We start from the raw sequence: 17,305 nt of genomic DNA on the forward strand, positions 1-17,305 counted from the left end.
TCCTGAGCCAGGATCAAACTCTCCGTAAAAAGTTTGATGCTGTGGCATCAGAGATGCCCTAAAAATGTGTTGCTTTTGATTGGGGCTCTAGCTTGTCTTTCCTTTTCAAAGAACAATCTGTCGTTATTTTTGCGACTTTTATATATTAACACCGGAGTGTTATTAAGTCAATAACTTTTTTTCAGCTGTCTGAACAGCCTGCCACTCTCTTTACGGCGACAAAAAATAATATATCATCGTTTCTTATTTGTACGCAACCCATTTTTATATTTTCTTTTGATTTTTTATATAAATGCCGGCTTTCGGGTCAGAAAGCCGGCAGAAAACTGTCTACTCTTCGTGGGAAGCCTGGCTGCGCATTTGCGGAAACAAGAGCACATCTCTGATAGAAGCAGAGTCCGTGAGCAGCATCACCAGCCGGTCAATACCTATACCGAGCCCTCCTGTTGGAGGAAGTCCGTACTCCATTGCTTCAAGATAATCGTAGTCCATCATATGAGCTTCTTCGTCTCCAGCTTCTCTTTCTTCCACCTGTTTTTCAAACCGCTCCCGCTGATCTACAGGATCATTTAACTCACTAAAAGCGTTAGCGTGCTCACGACCTACAATAAACAATTCAAAGCGGTCTGTAAATCTGGGATCTTTTTCGTTTTTCTTTGCAAGCGGAGAAATGGCGAGCGGATGACCGTAAACAAATGTAGGCTGAATTAATTTTTCTTCCACAAAGTGCTCAAAGAATTCGTTAACCACATGACCAAATGACATCGTTTCCCGAATAGGCACATTATGTTTTTTAGCCAAGGCTCTGGCTTCTTCGTCACTCATTTCCTGCCAGAAATCCACTCCGGTTTCTTCTTTGACAGCGTCTACAATGTGCATTCTTTTCCACTGATTGCCAAGTTCAATCTGTTCGTCTCCGTATTGGAGGGTCGTGCTCTCCAGTACATCTTCCGCGATCTGTACGATCAAGCTTTCGGTCAGGTCCATAATATCTTCATAATCTCCGAAGGCTTCATACAATTCCATCATAGTAAATTCAGGGTTATGGCGGGTGGAAATACCTTCATTCCGAAAAACACGGCCAATTTCATATACTTTTTCCATGCCACCGACAATCAGACGCTTTAAATGCAGTTCAATCGCAATACGAATGTACAGCTCCATGTCCAGAGCATTATGATGAGTAACAAACGGACGCGCAGACGCTCCACCCGGTATTGTATGCAGCATCGGTGTTTCCACTTCCAAAAATCCCTGACGGTTCAAATGATTTCTCATGGACTGGATGATTTTACTCCGCATGATAAACGTATCTTTCACTTCCGGATTCGCAATAAGATCTAAATAACGCTGGCGATAGCGCTGTTCAATATCCTGAAGTCCATGGTATTTATCAGGCAGCGGGCGAAGAGCCTTTGTTAAGAGCGTTACTTCTGTGGCCCGCACAGATAATTCCCCTACATTTGTTTTAAATGCACGGCCTCGCACCCCGACAATGTCTCCAATATCCATATCCTTAAAGCCTTCGTATGCTTCGTCACCGACTTCGTCTTTCCGTACGTAAATCTGAATCTGCCCTTCAAGATCCTGCAGATGGGCAAATCCTGCTTTTCCTTTTCCACGCTTAGTGACCATGCGCCCTGCTATCGTAATATCCGTATTTTTTTCGCTCAGCTCCTCTTTAGAGAAGGCGTCGAACTCCCGGTGCATGGTTTTTGAATCATACGTACGCGCGAAGCGTTCTCCAAATGGGTTTTTCCCTTCATTAATCAGTGCTTCTCGTTTTTCCCGCCGTACACGGAACTGGTCGTTCAGCTCTTGATCCTGGCTCATAGTAGTCTCCCCTTTAGATCGCTTTTAATTTTTCCTTCTATATAATACCTTTTGTTTCCAGTTTTGTGCCGGCAGTCATAAACAGAGCGGCTTCCCTGGAAGAAGCCGCTCTGCGTGCAAATGCTTATGCCATACTGGGAGCTTCCGTAGAACCGACAAAATTATATAGTGTTTCCGCCACTTCATCGCGTGTATTCAGTTCATTTACTTTGCCCCGTACTTTAGAGCCGCCGTGCATACCCTTTAGATACCAGGCCACGTGCTTGCGCATTTCCCGCACAGCCACATCTTCACCTTTCAACTCTATCAAACGGTCCATATGCACGATACACACATCCATTTTTTCCTTTGGAGTTGGTTCTTCTTCTACAAGCTTTCCAGTCTCCAAATACTGGACCGTCCGATAAAACATCCACGGGTCCCCGAGAGCTGCACGGCCGATCATGACTCCGTCCACTCCAGTCGTATCAAGCATCGCCTGGGCGTCCTGAGGGGTAGAGACATCTCCATTGCCAATTACCGGGATGTTCACAGCGTCTTTAACTTCCTTAAGTATTTCCCAGTTCGCCACGCCTTCATACATCTGCACCCGGGTGCGCCCGTGTACCGCTACGCCTTCGCCGCCGGCTGCCTCAATCGCCTGGGCATTCTCCACAGCCAGTATATGCTCGTCATCCCAGCCCATGCGCATTTTCACCGTTACGGGCTTATCTACTGCGTTCACAGCTGCTTTTACCATTTGATAAATTTTATCCGGATCAAGCAGCCATTTGGCCCCTGCATCACACTTAGTGATTTTCGGCACAGGACACCCCATGTTTATGTCAATGATATCTGCATTGGTATGCTGATCCACTACTTCAGCGGCCCCGGCCATCGTTTCTTTGTCCCCGCCGAAAATCTGAAGACTGAGCGGTTTTTCCCTTTCATCCACGTAGAGCATCCGCATCGATTTTTCATTTTCATGCAGGATTGCTTTGTCGCTTACCATTTCTGCGCACACAAGCCCTGCTCCAAATTCCTTCGCAATCAGTCGGAAAGCAGGGTTACTGACTCCTGCCATCGGAGCAAGCACCACCGGGTTATTCATTTCTATGTCACGAATTTTTAACACCACAGCAACCTCCTATGTGTTGTCTTTATTTTTCACACGTCGTCGTTTTCTATTAACAGCTCGCCCCAGTATACTACATCAGCCCGTTCCTTTTCCGGCAGCTTTTTTACATACCAACGAACCGTTCTGTCCTCGTAAACAAAACGGTCCGGAGCAATATCAAAAAACGGCACCAGCACAAAGGCCCGCTCAGTTAACCGGGGATGCGGAATAATTAAATGCTCCTTGTTCATATTTTCTTCATCATAGATAAGAATGTCAAGGTCCACGGTCCTCGGTCCCCATCGCTCTTCACGTATGCGCTCAAGCTCATGTTCAATTCCGTGCAGCACCTCCAGCAGTTCTTCCGGCCCGTAATCAGTGCTCCATTCGGAAACCATATTCAGAAAATGCGGCTGATCAGTCACCCCTACCGGCGCGGTTTCATACACCGGTGAAAGCTTTGTCAGCTGCATCTGTTTTTTCTGCTGCATAGCCAGGACAGCCCGCTTTAAATACTCTTCCCGCTTTCCAAGGTTTGACCCCAGTGCAATAAAAACCTGGGGCATTATGGACGAACCCTCGTCATTTCAATAGCAACATGATCGTAGTGTCCCGCGATTGGCGGATCCGGTTTAATCACTTTTACATGAAGCTGCTCCACGATTCCAAAACGCGCAAATATTGTGTCGGCGATTGTTTCGGCGATTGTTTCCACCAGCCGGTACGTTTGGTTTTCCACGGCTTCTTTGACTGCTTCAAATGCTTCGGCGTAGTTAACGCTTTTTTCTACGTTGTCCTCTGCCGCTGCCGGCTTCAGATCCGCTTCAAGCACCAAATTGACACGAAAGCGCTGGCCGAGCCTGTTTTCCTCCTCAAACACTCCGTGATAAGCGTAAAACTCCATTCCCTGCAAATGAATTTTATCCAACCGAATGCTCCTTTCTTACTCCGAGCATAGCGTCCATCATCCGGGCTACGCGCGTCATTTCTTTTACGTCATGTACACGGACAATATCGCATCCGCGTTCGATACCAAGGCTTATTGTAGCGCCTGTTCCTTCTACCCGGTCGTCGGCAGGAAGCTCAAGCGTTTTTGATATAAGCGATTTACGGGAACTGCCAAGGAGTACGGGGTACGAAAGCGACGTAAACTGATCCATCTTCCGCATCGCTTCCAGATTCTGCTCATAGGTCTTTGCAAAGCCGATGCCGGGATCCAGAATAATACGGTCTGCTTTGACCCCGGCCTGCTCACAAATGGCTATGCTTTCATAAACATCCTGAATCATATCAGGCATCAAATCCTGGTATTCAGTATTATCCCGGTTGTGCATCAAAATTATTGGCACGTCGTATTCAGCCGCTACCCGGGCCATGTCGGGATCTGCTTTCGCTCCCCATACATCGTTAATGATATCCGCCCCGGCTTTAACAGCTGCCTCTGCAGTGGAAGCTTTATAGGTGTCCACGCTGATAGGTACGCCTATCCGGCCCCTCAGGGCTTCGAGCACCGGAACAATCCGACGCTGCTCTTCTTCTGCTTCTACAAATGCCGCCCCGGGGCGTGTAGACTCCCCGCCGATATCGATAATATCCGCGCCGTCCCCCACCAGTTTTTCTGCCTGCGCGACAGCCTGCTCTACCTCGCTGTACCGGCCTCCGTCAGAAAAGGAATCCGGCGTCACATTTAAAATCCCCATGACAAACGTTTTTAAGGAAAAATCAAGCTCCCAATTCTTCCATCGCATTACCTGATTGCGCATTTTCTCTCCTCCCTGCCGTGCCAGCTGTTATTTTTTCTCTCTTTCTTTCTGGTAGCGGCGGTGCAGCAGCCGGGCCGCTGAATAGCTTGGAAAATAATAATCCCCAAGGGCACGGACTGCTGCAATTTCCTGAATAGAATTCGTGACAAACATTTCTTCTGCTGCTTCTATATCCTGCGGGAGAAAGTGTCCTTCCTCCACGGCGTAGTCATTTTCATGTGCTAACTGTATCACAAATTGACGGGTAATGCCGTTTAAAATACCTGTCTCCACTGCCGGTGTGTACAAAGTATCTCTCTTCCGCCAGAAAATGTTGGACACGATGCCTTCTGCGGCATACCCTTCACCGTTAACGAAAATGCCCTCTGTCTCCGGCCGGTCTTTTATTTCCTGTTTGGCAAGCCAGTTGTTCATATAATGATGGGACTTCATGCGTTCCCGTCCTTCCGGACTATTCCGCCTCAGCTGAAGCCATAAAGCGTCCTTTTGCATAGGTTCCGCTCCCGCTGCCGGAAGCGGCTTCATGTAAATAACAATAACCGGCTCAAGATAGGGAGTCGTTTGAAGCCCCAGACCTCCGGGCCCTGCGGATACGTTATATCGTACGTAGGCATTCTGCAGCCCATTGGCGTCGAGCAGCTGCTGAATTTCTGCCTCGACCGTTTCGCGTTCATAGCGGAAGACAATGCCGAGCTCTTCTGCGGCGGCTTCAAGCCTTTCCATATGAGCATTCAGCAAAAACGGGTTGCCGTTATACACCCGAAACGTCTCAAATAAGCCGAGCCCATACATAAAACCGTGATCAAAAACAGAAAGACGAGCTTCGCCCGCCTTCTTGATCTCACCGTCTATATACACATACAATGCTACAGCACCTCTTCTGACTGCCGGTGCCGGTCCACAAAGCGCTTGAGCATCTGTTTCCCTTCACCAGTCATAATCGATTCGGGGTGAAACTGCACACCTTCCACAGGAAGGGTGCGGTGGCGAATCCCCATAATCTCCCCGGCTTCCGTTTCAGAGGTGATGTCAAAGCAGTCCGGCAGTGTTTCTCTTTTCACAATTAACGAATGGTATCTTGTAGCCGTCAATGGATTTGGAAGATCGGCATAAATACTTACACCGTCGTGATGAATAGCCGATGTCTTTCCGTGCATCAGCCGCTCTGCCCGTACCACATCGCCGTCAAAGGCCTGCGCAATCGCCTGATGGCCGAGACAGACACCAAAAATCGGGATTTCACCGGCAAAGCGGCGTATCGCTTCGACGCTGATCCCCGCCTCATCCGGACTGCAGGGTCCCGGGGAAATCATCAGAATATCCGGATTCAAATGGGCAATCTCCTCCACCGTAATTTGGTCGTTGCGCCGCACTTCGAGTTCTTCTCCCATTTCTCCGAGGTACTGCACGAGGTTGTACGTAAACGAGTCATAGTTATCAATCATTAAAATCATGCGAAAACCTTCCTTTCTATTCTAGTCTCAGCTCTGCTCGTGGGTGATGCCGGCCTCTGCTTCGCTCTGTCTTTTCGCTTCCCATAACGCTTTGGCTTTTTTGATTGATTCTTTGTATTCTGCTTTTGGATCAGAGTCGATAACGATCCCGGCCCCTGCCTGAACATGGGCGTACCCGTCCTTGGCAAGCATCGTGCGGATGGAAATGTTCAGCTCCGCATCCTTGTTGTAGCCGATCCAGCCGAACGCTCCTGTATAAAAACCCCGGCGTACCGGTTCGAGCTCTTCAATAATTTCCATCGTCCGTATTTTCGGCGCGCCGGTGATCGTCCCTCCGGGGAACACTGCCCTTATCATATCATATACCTGCTCTGTTTCAGCAAGTATTCCTCTTACATTGGAGACGATATGCATCACGTGGGAATATCGTTCCACTGCCATTAATTCATCCACTTTTACCGAACCATAGCGGCAGACACGGCCCAGGTCATTTCTTTCAAGATCGACGAGCATGACATGCTCGGCCCGCTCTTTTTCTGTGCCCATCAGCTCCTGTTCAAGCGCCATATCCTCCTGTTCGTTTTTTCCTCTCGAACGGGTTCCGGCAATCGGGCGGGTGGAGACCTCCGCCCCCCGTTTTTTAACCAGAAGCTCTGGGGAGGCACTGACCGTCTGCCAGTCCGGTGTATGCATATAACCCATATAGGGGGAAGGATTCAGCTCTCTCAGCTTTTGATAAATATGAAAGGCAGAGGTATGCAAAAGCTGGGTCTGGCGGGTGGATAAATTCACCTGGAATACGTCCCCCGCAGCAATATACTCTTTAATCTGCTCTACTGCCCCGCCGAACAATTCCCCGGAAAAGGAGGGCACCGACTTTTCGACAGAGACAGCCCCCTTCGATTCTGAACGCCCCTGTCCCGCAGACTTTTCTGCCGCCTCCATCCACGCTTTTTTCCATTTCTCGACGAATTCAACGGCTTCTTCCTTTTCGGCATGTAAATGCCATACCCACGTTTTCCCGGTTTTTTTATCGTGAATGAAAAACAGGTCATACAGTAGAAAATACGCATCTGGCATCCTCAGGTCATCAACCGCGAGCTCCGGCAGATGTTCAATATAACGTACATAGTCGTAGCTTATCTGGCCTACCGCTCCCCCCTGGAACGGAGGCAGAGCCGGCTCCCCTGGAAGATTGTACGGCTCCATCCATTTTGCCAATGCTTCAAGCGGATCTCCTGCATGCATTTCAGTACTTTCATGTCTATGAAGGCTCGTCTCTCCATTTTTCCCTTCCACTACCGCAAAGGGGCAGAGGCCAGCGATATCGAGTTCGCCCTGACGTCCGCTTTCAAGCAGCACATGGTAAGGTTCTTCCCTGGCAAGAAAGTCGAACGCCTGAAAAAACTCGTCATTCGTCTGAAAAAACGACGTCGTAGTCTGTGTATAAGATTCTCCTGCTTGAGGCCCTCGGGCCAGTCGCTCATCCATTATGTGTATGCCCCCGGTTTCATCCAATTCTCTCTTTTTACAGAAAATTCTCTTTACATTTCTTCCAAGTCTACGAAATTTTTTATAAAAAAACAATCAGAACGCTGCGTTTGCTTCATTACCCTTTTTCGTTCCCATTCACTCCAAATAAACTAAAGCGCATCATCAAAAATATTTTTCCATAAAAAAAGCCCGTCCCTTTTTGAGGGTACGGACTTTTAAACGTTTTTTATGTCAGTCTACAGTATCTTCAAACTGATAAAGAGGCGTGCTCAAGTAACGTTCCCCGTTACTAGGAATAACAGCCACAACTTTTTTGCCTTTGCCGAGCTTTTTCGCTTCCTGTAATGCAACATAAATAGCCGATCCGGAAGAAATACCGCCCAAAATGCCTTCCTCGCGGGCAGCACGGCGGGCATATTCAAACGACTGCTCCGTCGTTACTTCCGCTACTTCATCATAAACCTCTGTGTCCAGCGTGCCTGGTACAAAGCCGGCACCAATGCCCTGGATTTTATGAGGCCCCTTATTTCCGCCGTTTAAAATCGGGGAATCTGCCGGCTCAATACCAACGATACGCATCTCCGGATAGTGCTCCTTCAAAAGGCCGCCTGCACCAGAAATCGTGCCACCGGTGCCGATGCCGGAAACGAAGGAATCAATCGGGCCGTCAATCTGCTCCAACAGCTCACGGCCGGTCGTTTCACGGTGAATTTTCGGGTTCGCTTCGTTTTCAAACTGCTGCGGCATAAAGTAGCCTTTTTCTTCAGCAAGCTCATTCGCTTTAGAAATCGCGCCACCCATGCCGTCAGGTCCTGGTGTAAGCACCAGTTCCGCGCCGTATGCACGAAGAAGATTGCGACGCTCCATGCTCATTGTTTCCGGCATTACCAACACCGCCGGGTAGCCTTTGGCAGCAGCTACCATCGCAAGGCCGATGCCTGTGTTACCGCTTGTTGGTTCAACGATTGTATCCCCTTCTTTTAAACGGCCATCCCGTTCAGCAGCTTCGATCATCGCAAGACCAATACGGTCTTTAACGCTGCTTCCTGGATTCATATACTCAAGTTTCAAATAAACATCTGCATCGTTTTCCCCGGTTAAACGGTTTAGTTTTACTACGGGAGTATTTCCAATGAGTTCTGTAACGTTATTTGCAGCCTTCATTCATGCTCCTCCTTCAAACACCAAGTAAATTTATTGGTTTTATTATAATTTAATCGTATCAATTTGGTCAACTTCTGTCAATCTGTAGATCAAAAGGCGCATAAATAATCTAGGAGCGGTTTTCAATTTCGGAGGTGCGCTCTTTCAAACGCTCCAGATCGTCCACGTCCAGGTGATAGACCTCGTTACAAAAGTGACACGTTGTCTCGGCTCCCCCGTCCTTTTCAATCATATCCTGGAGTTCGTCGGTGCCAAGAGAAATGATCGCGTTTTCCACCCGTTCCTTGGAGCACTGGCAGGAAAATTGAACTGGCTGCGTATCGAGCACGTTCACTTCTTCACCGAGGATAATATGAAGAATTTCCTCCGGGGTTTTGCCATGTTCAATCAGCTTGGACACCGGCGGCATCTGCTGTATCTGCTGCTCAAGGTGCGCTACATATTCTTCCTCTGCATCTGGAAGCACCTGAATAATAAAACCGCCTGCTGCTTTCACAGAGTTATCCGGATTTACGAGCACTCCGAGACCAACAGACGAAGGCAGCTGCTCGGAATTCGCAAAGTAATACGTGAAATCGTCCCCGAGTTCCCCGGAGACAATCGGGACGTTGCCGGTAAACATATCCCGCATGCCAAGATCTTTAACGACCGATAGTGTGCCTTCTGTACCGACGGCACGGGCTACGTCCAATTTACCACTGTCGTTCAAATCGAAGTGAACCTGCAGGTTGTGGGCATAGCCTCTCGTATCACCCGAAGAGTTGCTGTCGACAATAATTGGACCCATCGGCCCATGCCCTTCAATTTTAATGGTCAGTTTATCGTCGCCTTTAAGCATCGCTCCCATCATGGAACCCGCTGTCATCGCCCGGCCTAAAGCCGCCGAAGCCGTCGGCCATGCCTGATGGCGTCTGACCGCCTCATCCACCATTTCTGTCGTGTGTACGGCGTAAGCACGAACCTGATGGTTAAACGCTGTTGCTTTTACTAAATAATCCTTCATTGATTTAATTCCTTCCTTTCCACTCTTGCTCTCTATATCATTATATTATCTTTGAAAACCTGATACATAGTATTGTACAAAACCAATCGAAAAACAACTAATCCGCTCGCATGCTTTCTGTTTATGATATACCGCAGAACGTGCGGAGAAAAACATCCGCTCCTTTTCATCATATAAAAAAGGATGCCCGTGTAAAGGCACCCTTTTTTATACTAGTCGCGACGGTTGGTATCGTCACTGCCGGAGCCCGAGTCCGAAGAAGTTGTCGTTTCTTCCGAGGAGGTCTCCTCCGAAGAAGATTCACCGCTGTCGTCTTTTAGGACGTGGTCAGCCTGTTCCTCTTCACGCTTTTGTTCTTCGCTTTTCGTAGCACCCATCTCTTCATCCGATTTATTCGAATAGTGATCATCCGGAAGCTTGCCGTCTTCAACAAGAGAACGGATCTGCTCTGCATCCAGCGTTTCCAGCTCCAGAAGACTTTGGGCTACAAGCTCAAGCCGGTCTTTGTACTGCGTAAGAATCTGTTTACAGCGTTCGTACGATTCCATAATGATTCTTTGCATCTCATTATCAATTTCGTGCGCGATAGCGTCACTGTAATTTTGTTCGTTCTGCATGTCACGGCCTAGAAATACCTGGCCTCCGCCGCTTGAACCAAACTGCAGCGGGCCGAGCTTTTCACTCATACCGTATTCGGTAACCATGCGGCGGGCGATATCTGTCGCACGCTGGAAGTCATTATGAGCACCTGTGCTCACTTCGTTAAACATAACTTCCTCCGCCACACGGCCGCCTAACAGGCCGACAATTTTATCGAGAAGCTCCGGCTTGGTCATAAAGTAACGATCTTCCTTCGGAAGCATCATTGCATAACCGCCGGCCTGGCCGCGCGGAACGATGGTTACCTTGTGCACCATATCCGCGTTTTCAAGCTTCATACCAACCACTGTGTGGCCTGCTTCGTGGTGAGCCACGATGTTGCGTTCTTTTTCTGAAATAACGCGTGATTTTTTCGAAGGACCGGCAATAACGCGGTCAATCGCTTCTTCCACATGCGTCATTCTGATTTTCTGCATATCAGCACGGGCTGCCACAAGCGCCGCTTCATTCAGAAGGTTTTCGAGATCCGCCCCGGTAAAACCAGGCGTGCGCTGGGCAATGGCCCGGAAGTTAACGTCTTCTGCAAGCGGCTTGTTGCGCGCATGCACCTGAAGGATTTCCTCCCGGCCGTTTACATCCGGACGGCCGATAAGAATCTGACGGTCAAAACGTCCTGGACGGAGAAGCGCAGGGTCCAGTACGTCGGCACGGTTGGTCGCTGCAATGATAATGATACCTTCATTGCCGGCAAAGCCGTCCATTTCAACCAGAAGCTGGTTCAGCGTCTGCTCACGTTCGTCGTGGCCGCCGCCGACACCGGCACCACGCTGGCGTCCTACTGCGTCAATCTCGTCAATGAAAATAATACATGGTGAATTTTTCTTCGCGTTTTCAAAAAGGTCACGTACACGGGAAGCACCGACACCGACAAACATTTCCACGAAGTCTGAACCACTGATGGAAAAGAACGGTACGTCTGCTTCTCCGGCAACCGCCTGGGCGATCAGCGTCTTACCTGTACCCGGAGGACCGACAAGAAGTACGCCTTTTGGAATACGGGCACCGATGTTGGAGAACTTACGGGCGTCTTTCAGAAAGTCTACGACTTCTACAAGCTCCTGCTTTTCTTCCTCCGCACCGGCTACGTCTTTAAAACGCACCTTCTTTTTGTCTTCCTGGTACATCTTCGCCTTACTTTTGCCAAAGTTCATCATCTTGCTGCCGCCGCCCTGGGACTGGCTGAGCAGGAAGAAGAATAAAAGGAAGATAATGATGAATGGAATCATCGTCGTAAGGAAGGTAACCCAGCCGCTTGTTTCCTCTTCAGGCTCTGTATCAAATTCGACAGCGTTGCCGTTTGGCCCCTGCGCGGTCTGCAGCTCCTGTGTTGATTCATCTGTCATCGGAATATACGACTCGTATGTTTCCGCATTTTCAGTATTCTCACTGGTCGCAGCTGTTACATTGTAAACTCCGCCCTCGGGCTGAAGCGTAATAGTAGCAAATTCGTTCTCACTAAGACGTTCATTGAACTCTGTACTGCTGATTGTATTTGTATCTCCACCATCGTTTTGGGCAAAGCTGATAATCCCTATAATAACCAGGAATAAAAAAAGCCAAAACACAGTGTTACGAAAAATTCGGTTCATTCCTGACCTCCTCCTGCATACATCGAAAGCTGCAATAATAGTATCATATTCACTTGTCTGTTCCTAATCATCCGCCTCGATAAATCTCGGGCTTTAACACACCAATATACGGCAGGTTCCGGTATCTTTCTGCGTAATCCAGACCGTAGCCCACGACAAATTCATCCGGCACAGTAAAGCCAACCAGGTCTGCGGTAAGGTCCACTACCCGTCCCTCCGGCTTATCCAGGAGCGTTACCACTTTTAACGACTTTGCTCCCCGGGTCTGCAGGAGGCTGATTAAGTATTTAAGCGTGCGCCCGCTGTCGATAATATCTTCAAGAATTACGATGTCTCTGTCGTAAACCGTGGTATCCAGGTCTTTGATAATTTTAACTTCCCCAGTGGAAACCGTGCCTCCGGCGTAACTTGAAACGTCCATAAAATCCATTTCAAGATGAATGCTCATACGTTTGACAATATCAGCCATAAAAGGAAGTGCTCCTTTTAAAACTCCTATCACTAAAGGAAAACGCCCGTCATATTCTTCCGTAAGCGTTGCGCCCAGTTCTTTAATTTTTGTCTGCAGCTCTTCTTCCGAGATTAATATATCCTGTATTTCGTCGTGCATCTGAATGTCTTTACCCTCCCAAGCGAATTTCATTCTTTCATCCGGGCTGAATTTTCACAGCCACTGTTTTATTTTATAAAACTATAGTCACAAAACAGAAGCATTACAACCATGTTATAAGCTGCCATTGTTAAAAATGGTCCATTTTCAATCATAGCACGTATAAAGGGAATTTGCTTCCCTGCACAACAAATTTTCCGAAATTGTCACTTCTTATTTCATGTGCCTTCTCAGTTCTTTTTCCATACGAAGTAGGCCGATTCTTTTTCATAGCGAAAGGAGGCACGCAGGCCGGGAAGCCATAAAATGGTCCCTTTTTCATCTGTAAATACGGGCCAGTGGGCACGTTCATGCTTTGGAACTTTCTCGTCTATAAACAGACGATGAATTTTTTTCGCTTCCTTCATGCCTGGTATATGTATTCGGTCCCCTGCGCGCGGGGGTCTTACGTATATCGGGAACGAAAGAATTCTTTCCGGCACAGCCACCCACCAATCCGCATCCTCCGGACGGTCACGACTCACCCTGACGACCCCGGGGCCGTATTTGTAGTTACCGTAGTCAGAAATACGGATCGGTTCAGGAAAAGAAGGGCCGGATTTTTTCCTGCGTAAGAATTCCAGCCTATCGTAAGATTTGCGGACCAGTATCCCCCCGGGTAAATGAAGCTCTCCTGAGGCACCGTCGGCAGAAGCCAGACTGATACAGGAATCCACCAAAGAAGCCGAAATGCCTGTTTCTTCTGTAGAAAAATAATAATTTAATAGTAGCGAAACCGTTTCCCTTTGTAAAGCAAGAGAGGTTTCATGAAAAAGATCCATTCTTACAGCTGCATCATTAAGGTCCAGCTTTTCTCCGTAAAAGTCAAGAGAAGCCCGTGCCTCGCTGGTCATATAGTTTTGCTGTTCTTTCTGCCATTCATATTTTTCCTGCATGTGCTGATGCACTAAAGGAAATTCATCTGTCAGCGCCGGAATGACATGGCGGCGCACCCGGTTGCGCCTGTAATCGTCCGTAGCATTGCTTTCATCCTCCACGTAAGGTATGCCGTACTCTTTGCAATAGAGCAGAATTTCTGTTTTTTTCACACCAAGCAGAGGACGCGCAACCTCAAAACCGTTCATTATACGTTTCGGGGCAATTCCTTCTTCGCCGAGAAGCGACCGGCCCGAAGCTGCCTGCATGATCATCGTTTCAAGCTGATCATCTGCATGGTGGCCGGTCATTAGCACGCTGTAGCCAAAATGTTCCATAGTGCGGAAAAAGAAATCGTACCTTTTTTCCCGTGCCGCTGCCTGTGTCGCCTTTTCTTCAGGAGCTTCTTTCATAAACATTGCCGCCGAAAAAAAAGGCAGCTGCTGATGCTCCGCCCAAGCACGCACCATCCGCGCCTCTGATTTCGATGCTTCCGGCCGGAAGCCGTGGTTTACATGAGCGATTCCCAAGGTAAATTCATATTTACTCTGTAAGCTTTTCAGGATGGATGCAGCTGCCATGGAATCCGGACCGCCGGATACCGCTGCGAGTACTTTCGCTCCCGGCGGTATCATTTCCCATCTCGTGATCCATTCTTCAACGATGCGTTTCATAACGCTGGCCCACTCCTTTGCCAACAGAAAATACCGAAAACGCAAACACAAGACCGGCCGCAATTGCAATGGCCTGCAGCACTGTTTCCACGCCCTGCTCCAGTCCGTATAAATACCGTTCCTGTACGAATGCGAGCATCGTTTCATACGCCCTGCTGCCGGGGATCAGTGGAATAATTCCCGGGAGACTGAAGGTTGTTACCGGGACTTTCATAAAACGGGCAAACCATTGGCTGACAAACGAAGCAAAAAAAGCAGCCACCGCCGCCGAAAAAACGAGCGACAGGCCTAAAACCGGCATCAGTGAATAAATCGCCCACGTGCCTACACCGATAAACCCGCCCCACCAGACGAGCCGGAGCGGAATATTAAAAATAATCGCAAAAGCGATCGTCGCGACAAAACAAAGGCCCAGCTCTAATGCAAACATCGCCATCGTTATTTCCCTCTTTTCCTCAGTCTATACGAAAAAAATTGTGAGTGCGACTGCCACACCTCCTGCTATAGACATGCTTGAGACAGCCGCTTCGGCGCCCCTGGCTACTCCTGCCACCAGATCTCCCGACATTAAATCCCGTACCGCGTTCGTCAGCGGCACGCCTGGCACAAGAGGAATAATCGTTCCGATAATTACCTGGTTGGTATTCATTACAAGTCCCATCTGCACCATCAGCATGGCTATTAAAGCACCCGTGAATGATGCCAGAAACTCCGAAAAAAACTTCACTTTCAGCCTCATTTGGTAGCGTACGAGCGCAACTGCTGTCACGAGTCCGCCAAGCGCGGCTGGCAGCATATCCATAATGCTCGAGCCGATCAAATAAGAAAAAGCGCCCCCGCCAATACCGGAAGCCAGGTAAATGAACCATACAGGATAATTCATCGGTGATTCTTCGATTTCTTTTAACTGCTTCTTTACTTCCCTTGAAGTAAGAAGACCGCTCACGTATTCCCTCGACAGCTGGTTGACGGAGGTCACCTTGCTTAAATCCTGGTAACGCTCCTCAATTCGGAGCATTTGTATATGATCACGCTGGTCTACAGGTGATTTAAACGACAAAAAGATAGCTGTTGTCGTCACAAATGTATTTACCTGCTCCATTCCGGCAGCCCGGCCCATTCTCCGCATTGTGTCCTCTATTCGGAACGTTTCTGAACCGTAGCGGAGCATAAGCTGTCCGGCATGCAGACACATGGCCATAATGTCATCTGCTTTTTCCACGTGCCTCCCCGCCCTTCCTCAATTAATATGTAAATGTGCTTTCGCTTAAAGTATAGAATACTCGCCAGCGGAACAAAAGTAGTTTTCAGCAGTGAAACCGCTTTAATTACCTGGAACAAAATAAAACCACTGCCCGATTGGCAGTGGAAGCATTCAAATTATAATTTGGTAGCGGCGGAGGGGATCGAACCCCCGACCTTACGGGTATGAACCGTACGCTCTAGCCAGCTGAGCTACGCCGCCATTTATTGCGACATTCACGATTATAAATTGTTTTTGTATTAAAAGTCAATATGCGCTATGAAATTAATTTCTGCTGAAGCATTTCCCCAAACAAAGAGAGCCTGCCGTGCGCTGGCAGGCTCTCTCCAGGGTTGGAAGCTTTCGGCATTACTTGCGGGATTTTTTTCCTCGTTTTTCAGTTTGCTTACGGATAGTGGCCAGGCGTTCTTCACTGTCTTTCATGAAGCTGCTCATTTTGTCTTCAAAGCTTGCCGGACGCTGCTGCGGAGGCTTCGACCCTCCACGCGGCCGGTCTCCCCCGCTTTTTGGGCGGCCACTGCCGCTGCTTTTCGGGCGTTCTTCCTGAGGACGGTCCTGCGCCTTACGGATAGAGAGTCCGATTTTTCCATCATCCTCTACCTTCATCACCTTTACTGTCACTTCATCCCCGACGGACAGAAAATCACTGATGTTTTCCACGTATTTATCCGCGACTTCACTAATGTGAACGAGACCTGTTTTTCCCGGCTCCACTTCTACAAAAGCTCCAAACTTCGTAATGCCGGTAACCTTGCCCTGTATCTTGCTGCCCACTTCAATTGCCATCTAAAAAATGCTCCTCCTTATGGATCCTATATGAAATATAAAAAGAGATTAGTGCAAAAGAAAGAGAAACGCCTCACGTTTTCAATTTCTCTGTGTCCAAGTAATTATACTCGAAGCCAAAAAACAATGTCAATTAGATGAATCGCTTTCCGGAAGTTTATAAAGCGTTTCCCCTTCTTTAGTTAAATAATATTCTTCACGGGCGACTTCCGCTATGTAATCAAGGTCGTTGTAATCCTCCACCTGCTGATTTAGATCCGCTTCTTTATCCTCAAGGTTCGCCATCTGCTCTTCCATCTGGTGCTGCTCCTCATTGTTGGCCGAAATGGTCTGCCACTGTGAGAACAAAGTAATTCCCATTAATATGACAACAAGGGCAGTGACAACAGTTAAAGCAGTCATTCTTTTTTTCAATCCACGGCGCTGCTTCTGTACTGAGGCTTCTTTACGGGCGTCTGTCTGTGTCTGCTGGTGGGAGTGCGGTCTATGAATGTTTGTTACTTTTTTCTTTTCCTCAATCAATCAAGAGCTCCTCCTTCACTTGTCTCTGCAAGCTTTGTTGTAAAACAAGCGCTTTATAAACCGTTTACGATTTTAGTTATGTTAATCATAACGGAGCAGCGAAAGAGTTTCAACACGGTTTTTCCTCTTTATTACAGTTTTTCGCTTTATTTTTTCTGTTTTCGCAGGTTTTCTTCCATACTAAATAATAAAGCCGTCCCAAAAAGGAACGGCCGTTCGTATTATTTACTTTCTTCTTCCATCAGTGTATACATCGATTCTGCTTCATCTTTTTTCGTTGTATCCTTAATGGCTTCCACTCTTAACTTTAATGTGTTCGAAGCAAAACGTACGATGATTTCATCGCCAGGCTTTACTTCCGTTCCGGCCTTCGCCTGATTACCGTTTACCGTAATGCGTCCCTGGGCAGCTACTTCCTTTGCAAGAGTTCTCCGCTTAATCAGCCGGGACACCTTTAAAAACTTATCTATTCTCACCG

18 protein-coding genes and 1 tRNA gene are annotated in these 17,305 nt (G+C 48.1%); all 19 read right to left on the reverse strand.

Annotated features, from left to right (window positions below; genetic code table 11):
* Positions 1-330 precede the first annotated feature (330 nt).
* Positions 331-1,833 (reverse strand): lysine--tRNA ligase, encoded by a 1,503-nt coding sequence (gene lysS, locus Q9M42_RS04035; protein WP_322525258.1) that lies wholly within the window; start codon positions 1,831-1,833, stop codon positions 331-333.
* 124 nt (positions 1,834-1,957) lie between these two features.
* Positions 1,958-2,947, reverse strand: a complete 990-nt coding sequence (gene dusB / locus Q9M42_RS04040; protein ID WP_322525259.1) for a tRNA dihydrouridine synthase DusB — start codon at positions 2,945-2,947, stop codon at positions 1,958-1,960.
* 32 nt (positions 2,948-2,979) lie between these two features.
* Positions 2,980-3,495 carry a 2-amino-4-hydroxy-6-hydroxymethyldihydropteridine diphosphokinase gene (gene folK, locus Q9M42_RS04045; protein ID WP_322525260.1) on the reverse strand — a complete coding sequence of 172 codons (516 nt, stop codon included), beginning with the start codon at positions 3,493-3,495 and terminating at the stop codon, positions 2,980-2,982.
* Positions 3,495-3,857: a dihydroneopterin aldolase gene (gene folB / locus Q9M42_RS04050; RefSeq protein ID WP_322525261.1), complete on the reverse strand. Its 363-nt coding sequence runs from the start codon at positions 3,855-3,857 to the stop codon at positions 3,495-3,497. Before folB ends, folK begins: the two co-directional genes overlap by 1 nt.
* Complete coding sequence (gene folP / locus Q9M42_RS04055) at positions 3,850-4,692, reverse strand: dihydropteroate synthase (protein WP_322525262.1); 843 nt, start codon at positions 4,690-4,692, stop codon at positions 3,850-3,852. Before folP ends, folB begins: the two co-directional genes overlap by 8 nt.
* A 27-nt stretch (positions 4,693-4,719) precedes the next feature.
* Complete coding sequence (gene pabC / locus Q9M42_RS04060; RefSeq protein WP_440972307.1) at positions 4,720-5,556, reverse strand: aminodeoxychorismate lyase; 837 nt, start codon at positions 5,554-5,556, stop codon at positions 4,720-4,722.
* Positions 5,557-5,558: 2 nt separating this feature from the next.
* Positions 5,559-6,146 carry an aminodeoxychorismate/anthranilate synthase component II gene (gene pabA / locus Q9M42_RS04065; protein WP_322525263.1) on the reverse strand — a complete coding sequence of 196 codons (588 nt, stop codon included), beginning with the start codon at positions 6,144-6,146 and terminating at the stop codon, positions 5,559-5,561.
* A 27-nt stretch (positions 6,147-6,173) separates the two neighbouring features.
* Entirely contained in the window at positions 6,174-7,637 is a 1,464-nt protein-coding gene (locus Q9M42_RS04070; protein WP_322525264.1) for an anthranilate synthase component I family protein, read from the reverse strand.
* A 234-nt stretch (positions 7,638-7,871) separates the two neighbouring features.
* Positions 7,872-8,804: a cysteine synthase A gene (cysK, locus tag Q9M42_RS04075; RefSeq protein ID WP_322525265.1), complete on the reverse strand. Its 933-nt coding sequence runs from the start codon at positions 8,802-8,804 to the stop codon at positions 7,872-7,874.
* Positions 8,805-8,913: 109 nt separating this feature from the next.
* A complete protein-coding gene (gene hslO, locus Q9M42_RS04080) occupies positions 8,914-9,807 on the reverse strand; it encodes an Hsp33 family molecular chaperone HslO (protein WP_322525266.1) in 894 nt (297 codons plus the stop codon).
* Positions 9,808-10,019: 212 nt separating this feature from the next.
* Positions 10,020-12,056 carry an ATP-dependent zinc metalloprotease FtsH gene (ftsH, locus tag Q9M42_RS04085; RefSeq protein WP_322525267.1) on the reverse strand — a complete coding sequence of 679 codons (2,037 nt, stop codon included), beginning with the start codon at positions 12,054-12,056 and terminating at the stop codon, positions 10,020-10,022.
* Positions 12,057-12,123: 67 nt separating this feature from the next.
* Positions 12,124-12,666, reverse strand: a complete 543-nt coding sequence (hpt, locus tag Q9M42_RS04090; protein WP_322525627.1) for a hypoxanthine phosphoribosyltransferase — start codon at positions 12,664-12,666, stop codon at positions 12,124-12,126.
* 230 nt (positions 12,667-12,896) lie between these two features.
* Complete coding sequence (tilS, locus tag Q9M42_RS04095) at positions 12,897-14,255, reverse strand: tRNA lysidine(34) synthetase TilS (protein WP_322525268.1); 1,359 nt, start codon at positions 14,253-14,255, stop codon at positions 12,897-12,899.
* Positions 14,239-14,691, reverse strand: coding sequence for a threonine/serine exporter family protein (locus Q9M42_RS04100; protein WP_322525269.1), 453 nt, complete (start codon positions 14,689-14,691; stop codon positions 14,239-14,241). Before Q9M42_RS04100 ends, tilS begins: the two co-directional genes overlap by 17 nt.
* A 24-nt stretch (positions 14,692-14,715) precedes the next feature.
* Positions 14,716-15,477 carry a threonine/serine exporter family protein gene (locus tag Q9M42_RS04105; RefSeq protein ID WP_322525270.1) on the reverse strand — a complete coding sequence of 254 codons (762 nt, stop codon included), beginning with the start codon at positions 15,475-15,477 and terminating at the stop codon, positions 14,716-14,718.
* A 166-nt stretch (positions 15,478-15,643) separates the two neighbouring features.
* Positions 15,644-15,720: transfer RNA gene (locus Q9M42_RS04110), tRNA-Met, on the reverse strand.
* 147 nt (positions 15,721-15,867) lie between these two features.
* Positions 15,868-16,305: a S1 domain-containing RNA-binding protein gene (locus tag Q9M42_RS04115; protein ID WP_322525271.1), complete on the reverse strand. Its 438-nt coding sequence runs from the start codon at positions 16,303-16,305 to the stop codon at positions 15,868-15,870.
* A 129-nt stretch (positions 16,306-16,434) separates the two neighbouring features.
* Entirely contained in the window at positions 16,435-16,827 is a 393-nt protein-coding gene (locus Q9M42_RS04120; protein ID WP_322525272.1) for an FtsB family cell division protein, read from the reverse strand.
* 221 nt (positions 16,828-17,048) lie between these two features.
* Positions 17,049-17,303: an RNA-binding S4 domain-containing protein gene (locus tag Q9M42_RS04125; RefSeq protein WP_322525273.1), complete on the reverse strand. Its 255-nt coding sequence runs from the start codon at positions 17,301-17,303 to the stop codon at positions 17,049-17,051.
* Between the last annotated feature and the right edge of the window lie 2 nt (positions 17,304-17,305).

This window comes from Marinococcus luteus (assembly GCF_034497705.1).
Lineage (GTDB): Bacteria > Bacillota > Bacilli > Bacillales > Marinococcaceae > Marinococcus > Marinococcus luteus_A.

Excerpts from the sequence above, each read along its gene's own strand:
- folK (WP_322525260.1), bottom strand. The coding sequence starts at position 3,495 with ATGCCCCAGGTTTTTATTGCACTGGGGTCAAACCTTGGAAAGCGGGAA.
- lysS (WP_322525258.1), bottom strand. The coding sequence starts at position 1,833 with ATGAGCCAGGATCAAGAGCTGAACGACCAGTTCCGTGTACGGCGGGAA.
- Q9M42_RS04070 (WP_322525264.1), bottom strand. The coding sequence starts at position 7,637 with ATGGATGAGCGACTGGCCCGAGGGCCTCAAGCAGGAGAATCTTATACA.
- Q9M42_RS04100 (WP_322525269.1), bottom strand. The coding sequence starts at position 14,691 with ATGGCGATGTTTGCATTAGAGCTGGGCCTTTGTTTTGTCGCGACGATC.
- hslO (WP_322525266.1), bottom strand. The coding sequence starts at position 9,807 with ATGAAGGATTATTTAGTAAAAGCAACAGCGTTTAACCATCAGGTTCGT.
- cysK (WP_322525265.1), bottom strand. The coding sequence starts at position 8,804 with ATGAAGGCTGCAAATAACGTTACAGAACTCATTGGAAATACTCCCGTA.
- ftsH (WP_322525267.1), bottom strand. The coding sequence starts at position 12,056 with ATGAACCGAATTTTTCGTAACACTGTGTTTTGGCTTTTTTTATTCCTG.
- tilS (WP_322525268.1), bottom strand. The coding sequence starts at position 14,255 with ATGAAACGCATCGTTGAAGAATGGATCACGAGATGGGAAATGATACCG.
- pabA (WP_322525263.1), bottom strand. The coding sequence starts at position 6,146 with ATGATTTTAATGATTGATAACTATGACTCGTTTACGTACAACCTCGTG.
- hpt (WP_322525627.1), bottom strand. The coding sequence starts at position 12,666 with ATGCACGACGAAATACAGGATATATTAATCTCGGAAGAAGAGCTGCAG.
- Q9M42_RS04115 (WP_322525271.1), bottom strand. The coding sequence starts at position 16,305 with ATGGCAATTGAAGTGGGCAGCAAGATACAGGGCAAGGTTACCGGCATT.
- folP (WP_322525262.1), bottom strand. The coding sequence starts at position 4,692 with ATGCGCAATCAGGTAATGCGATGGAAGAATTGGGAGCTTGATTTTTCC.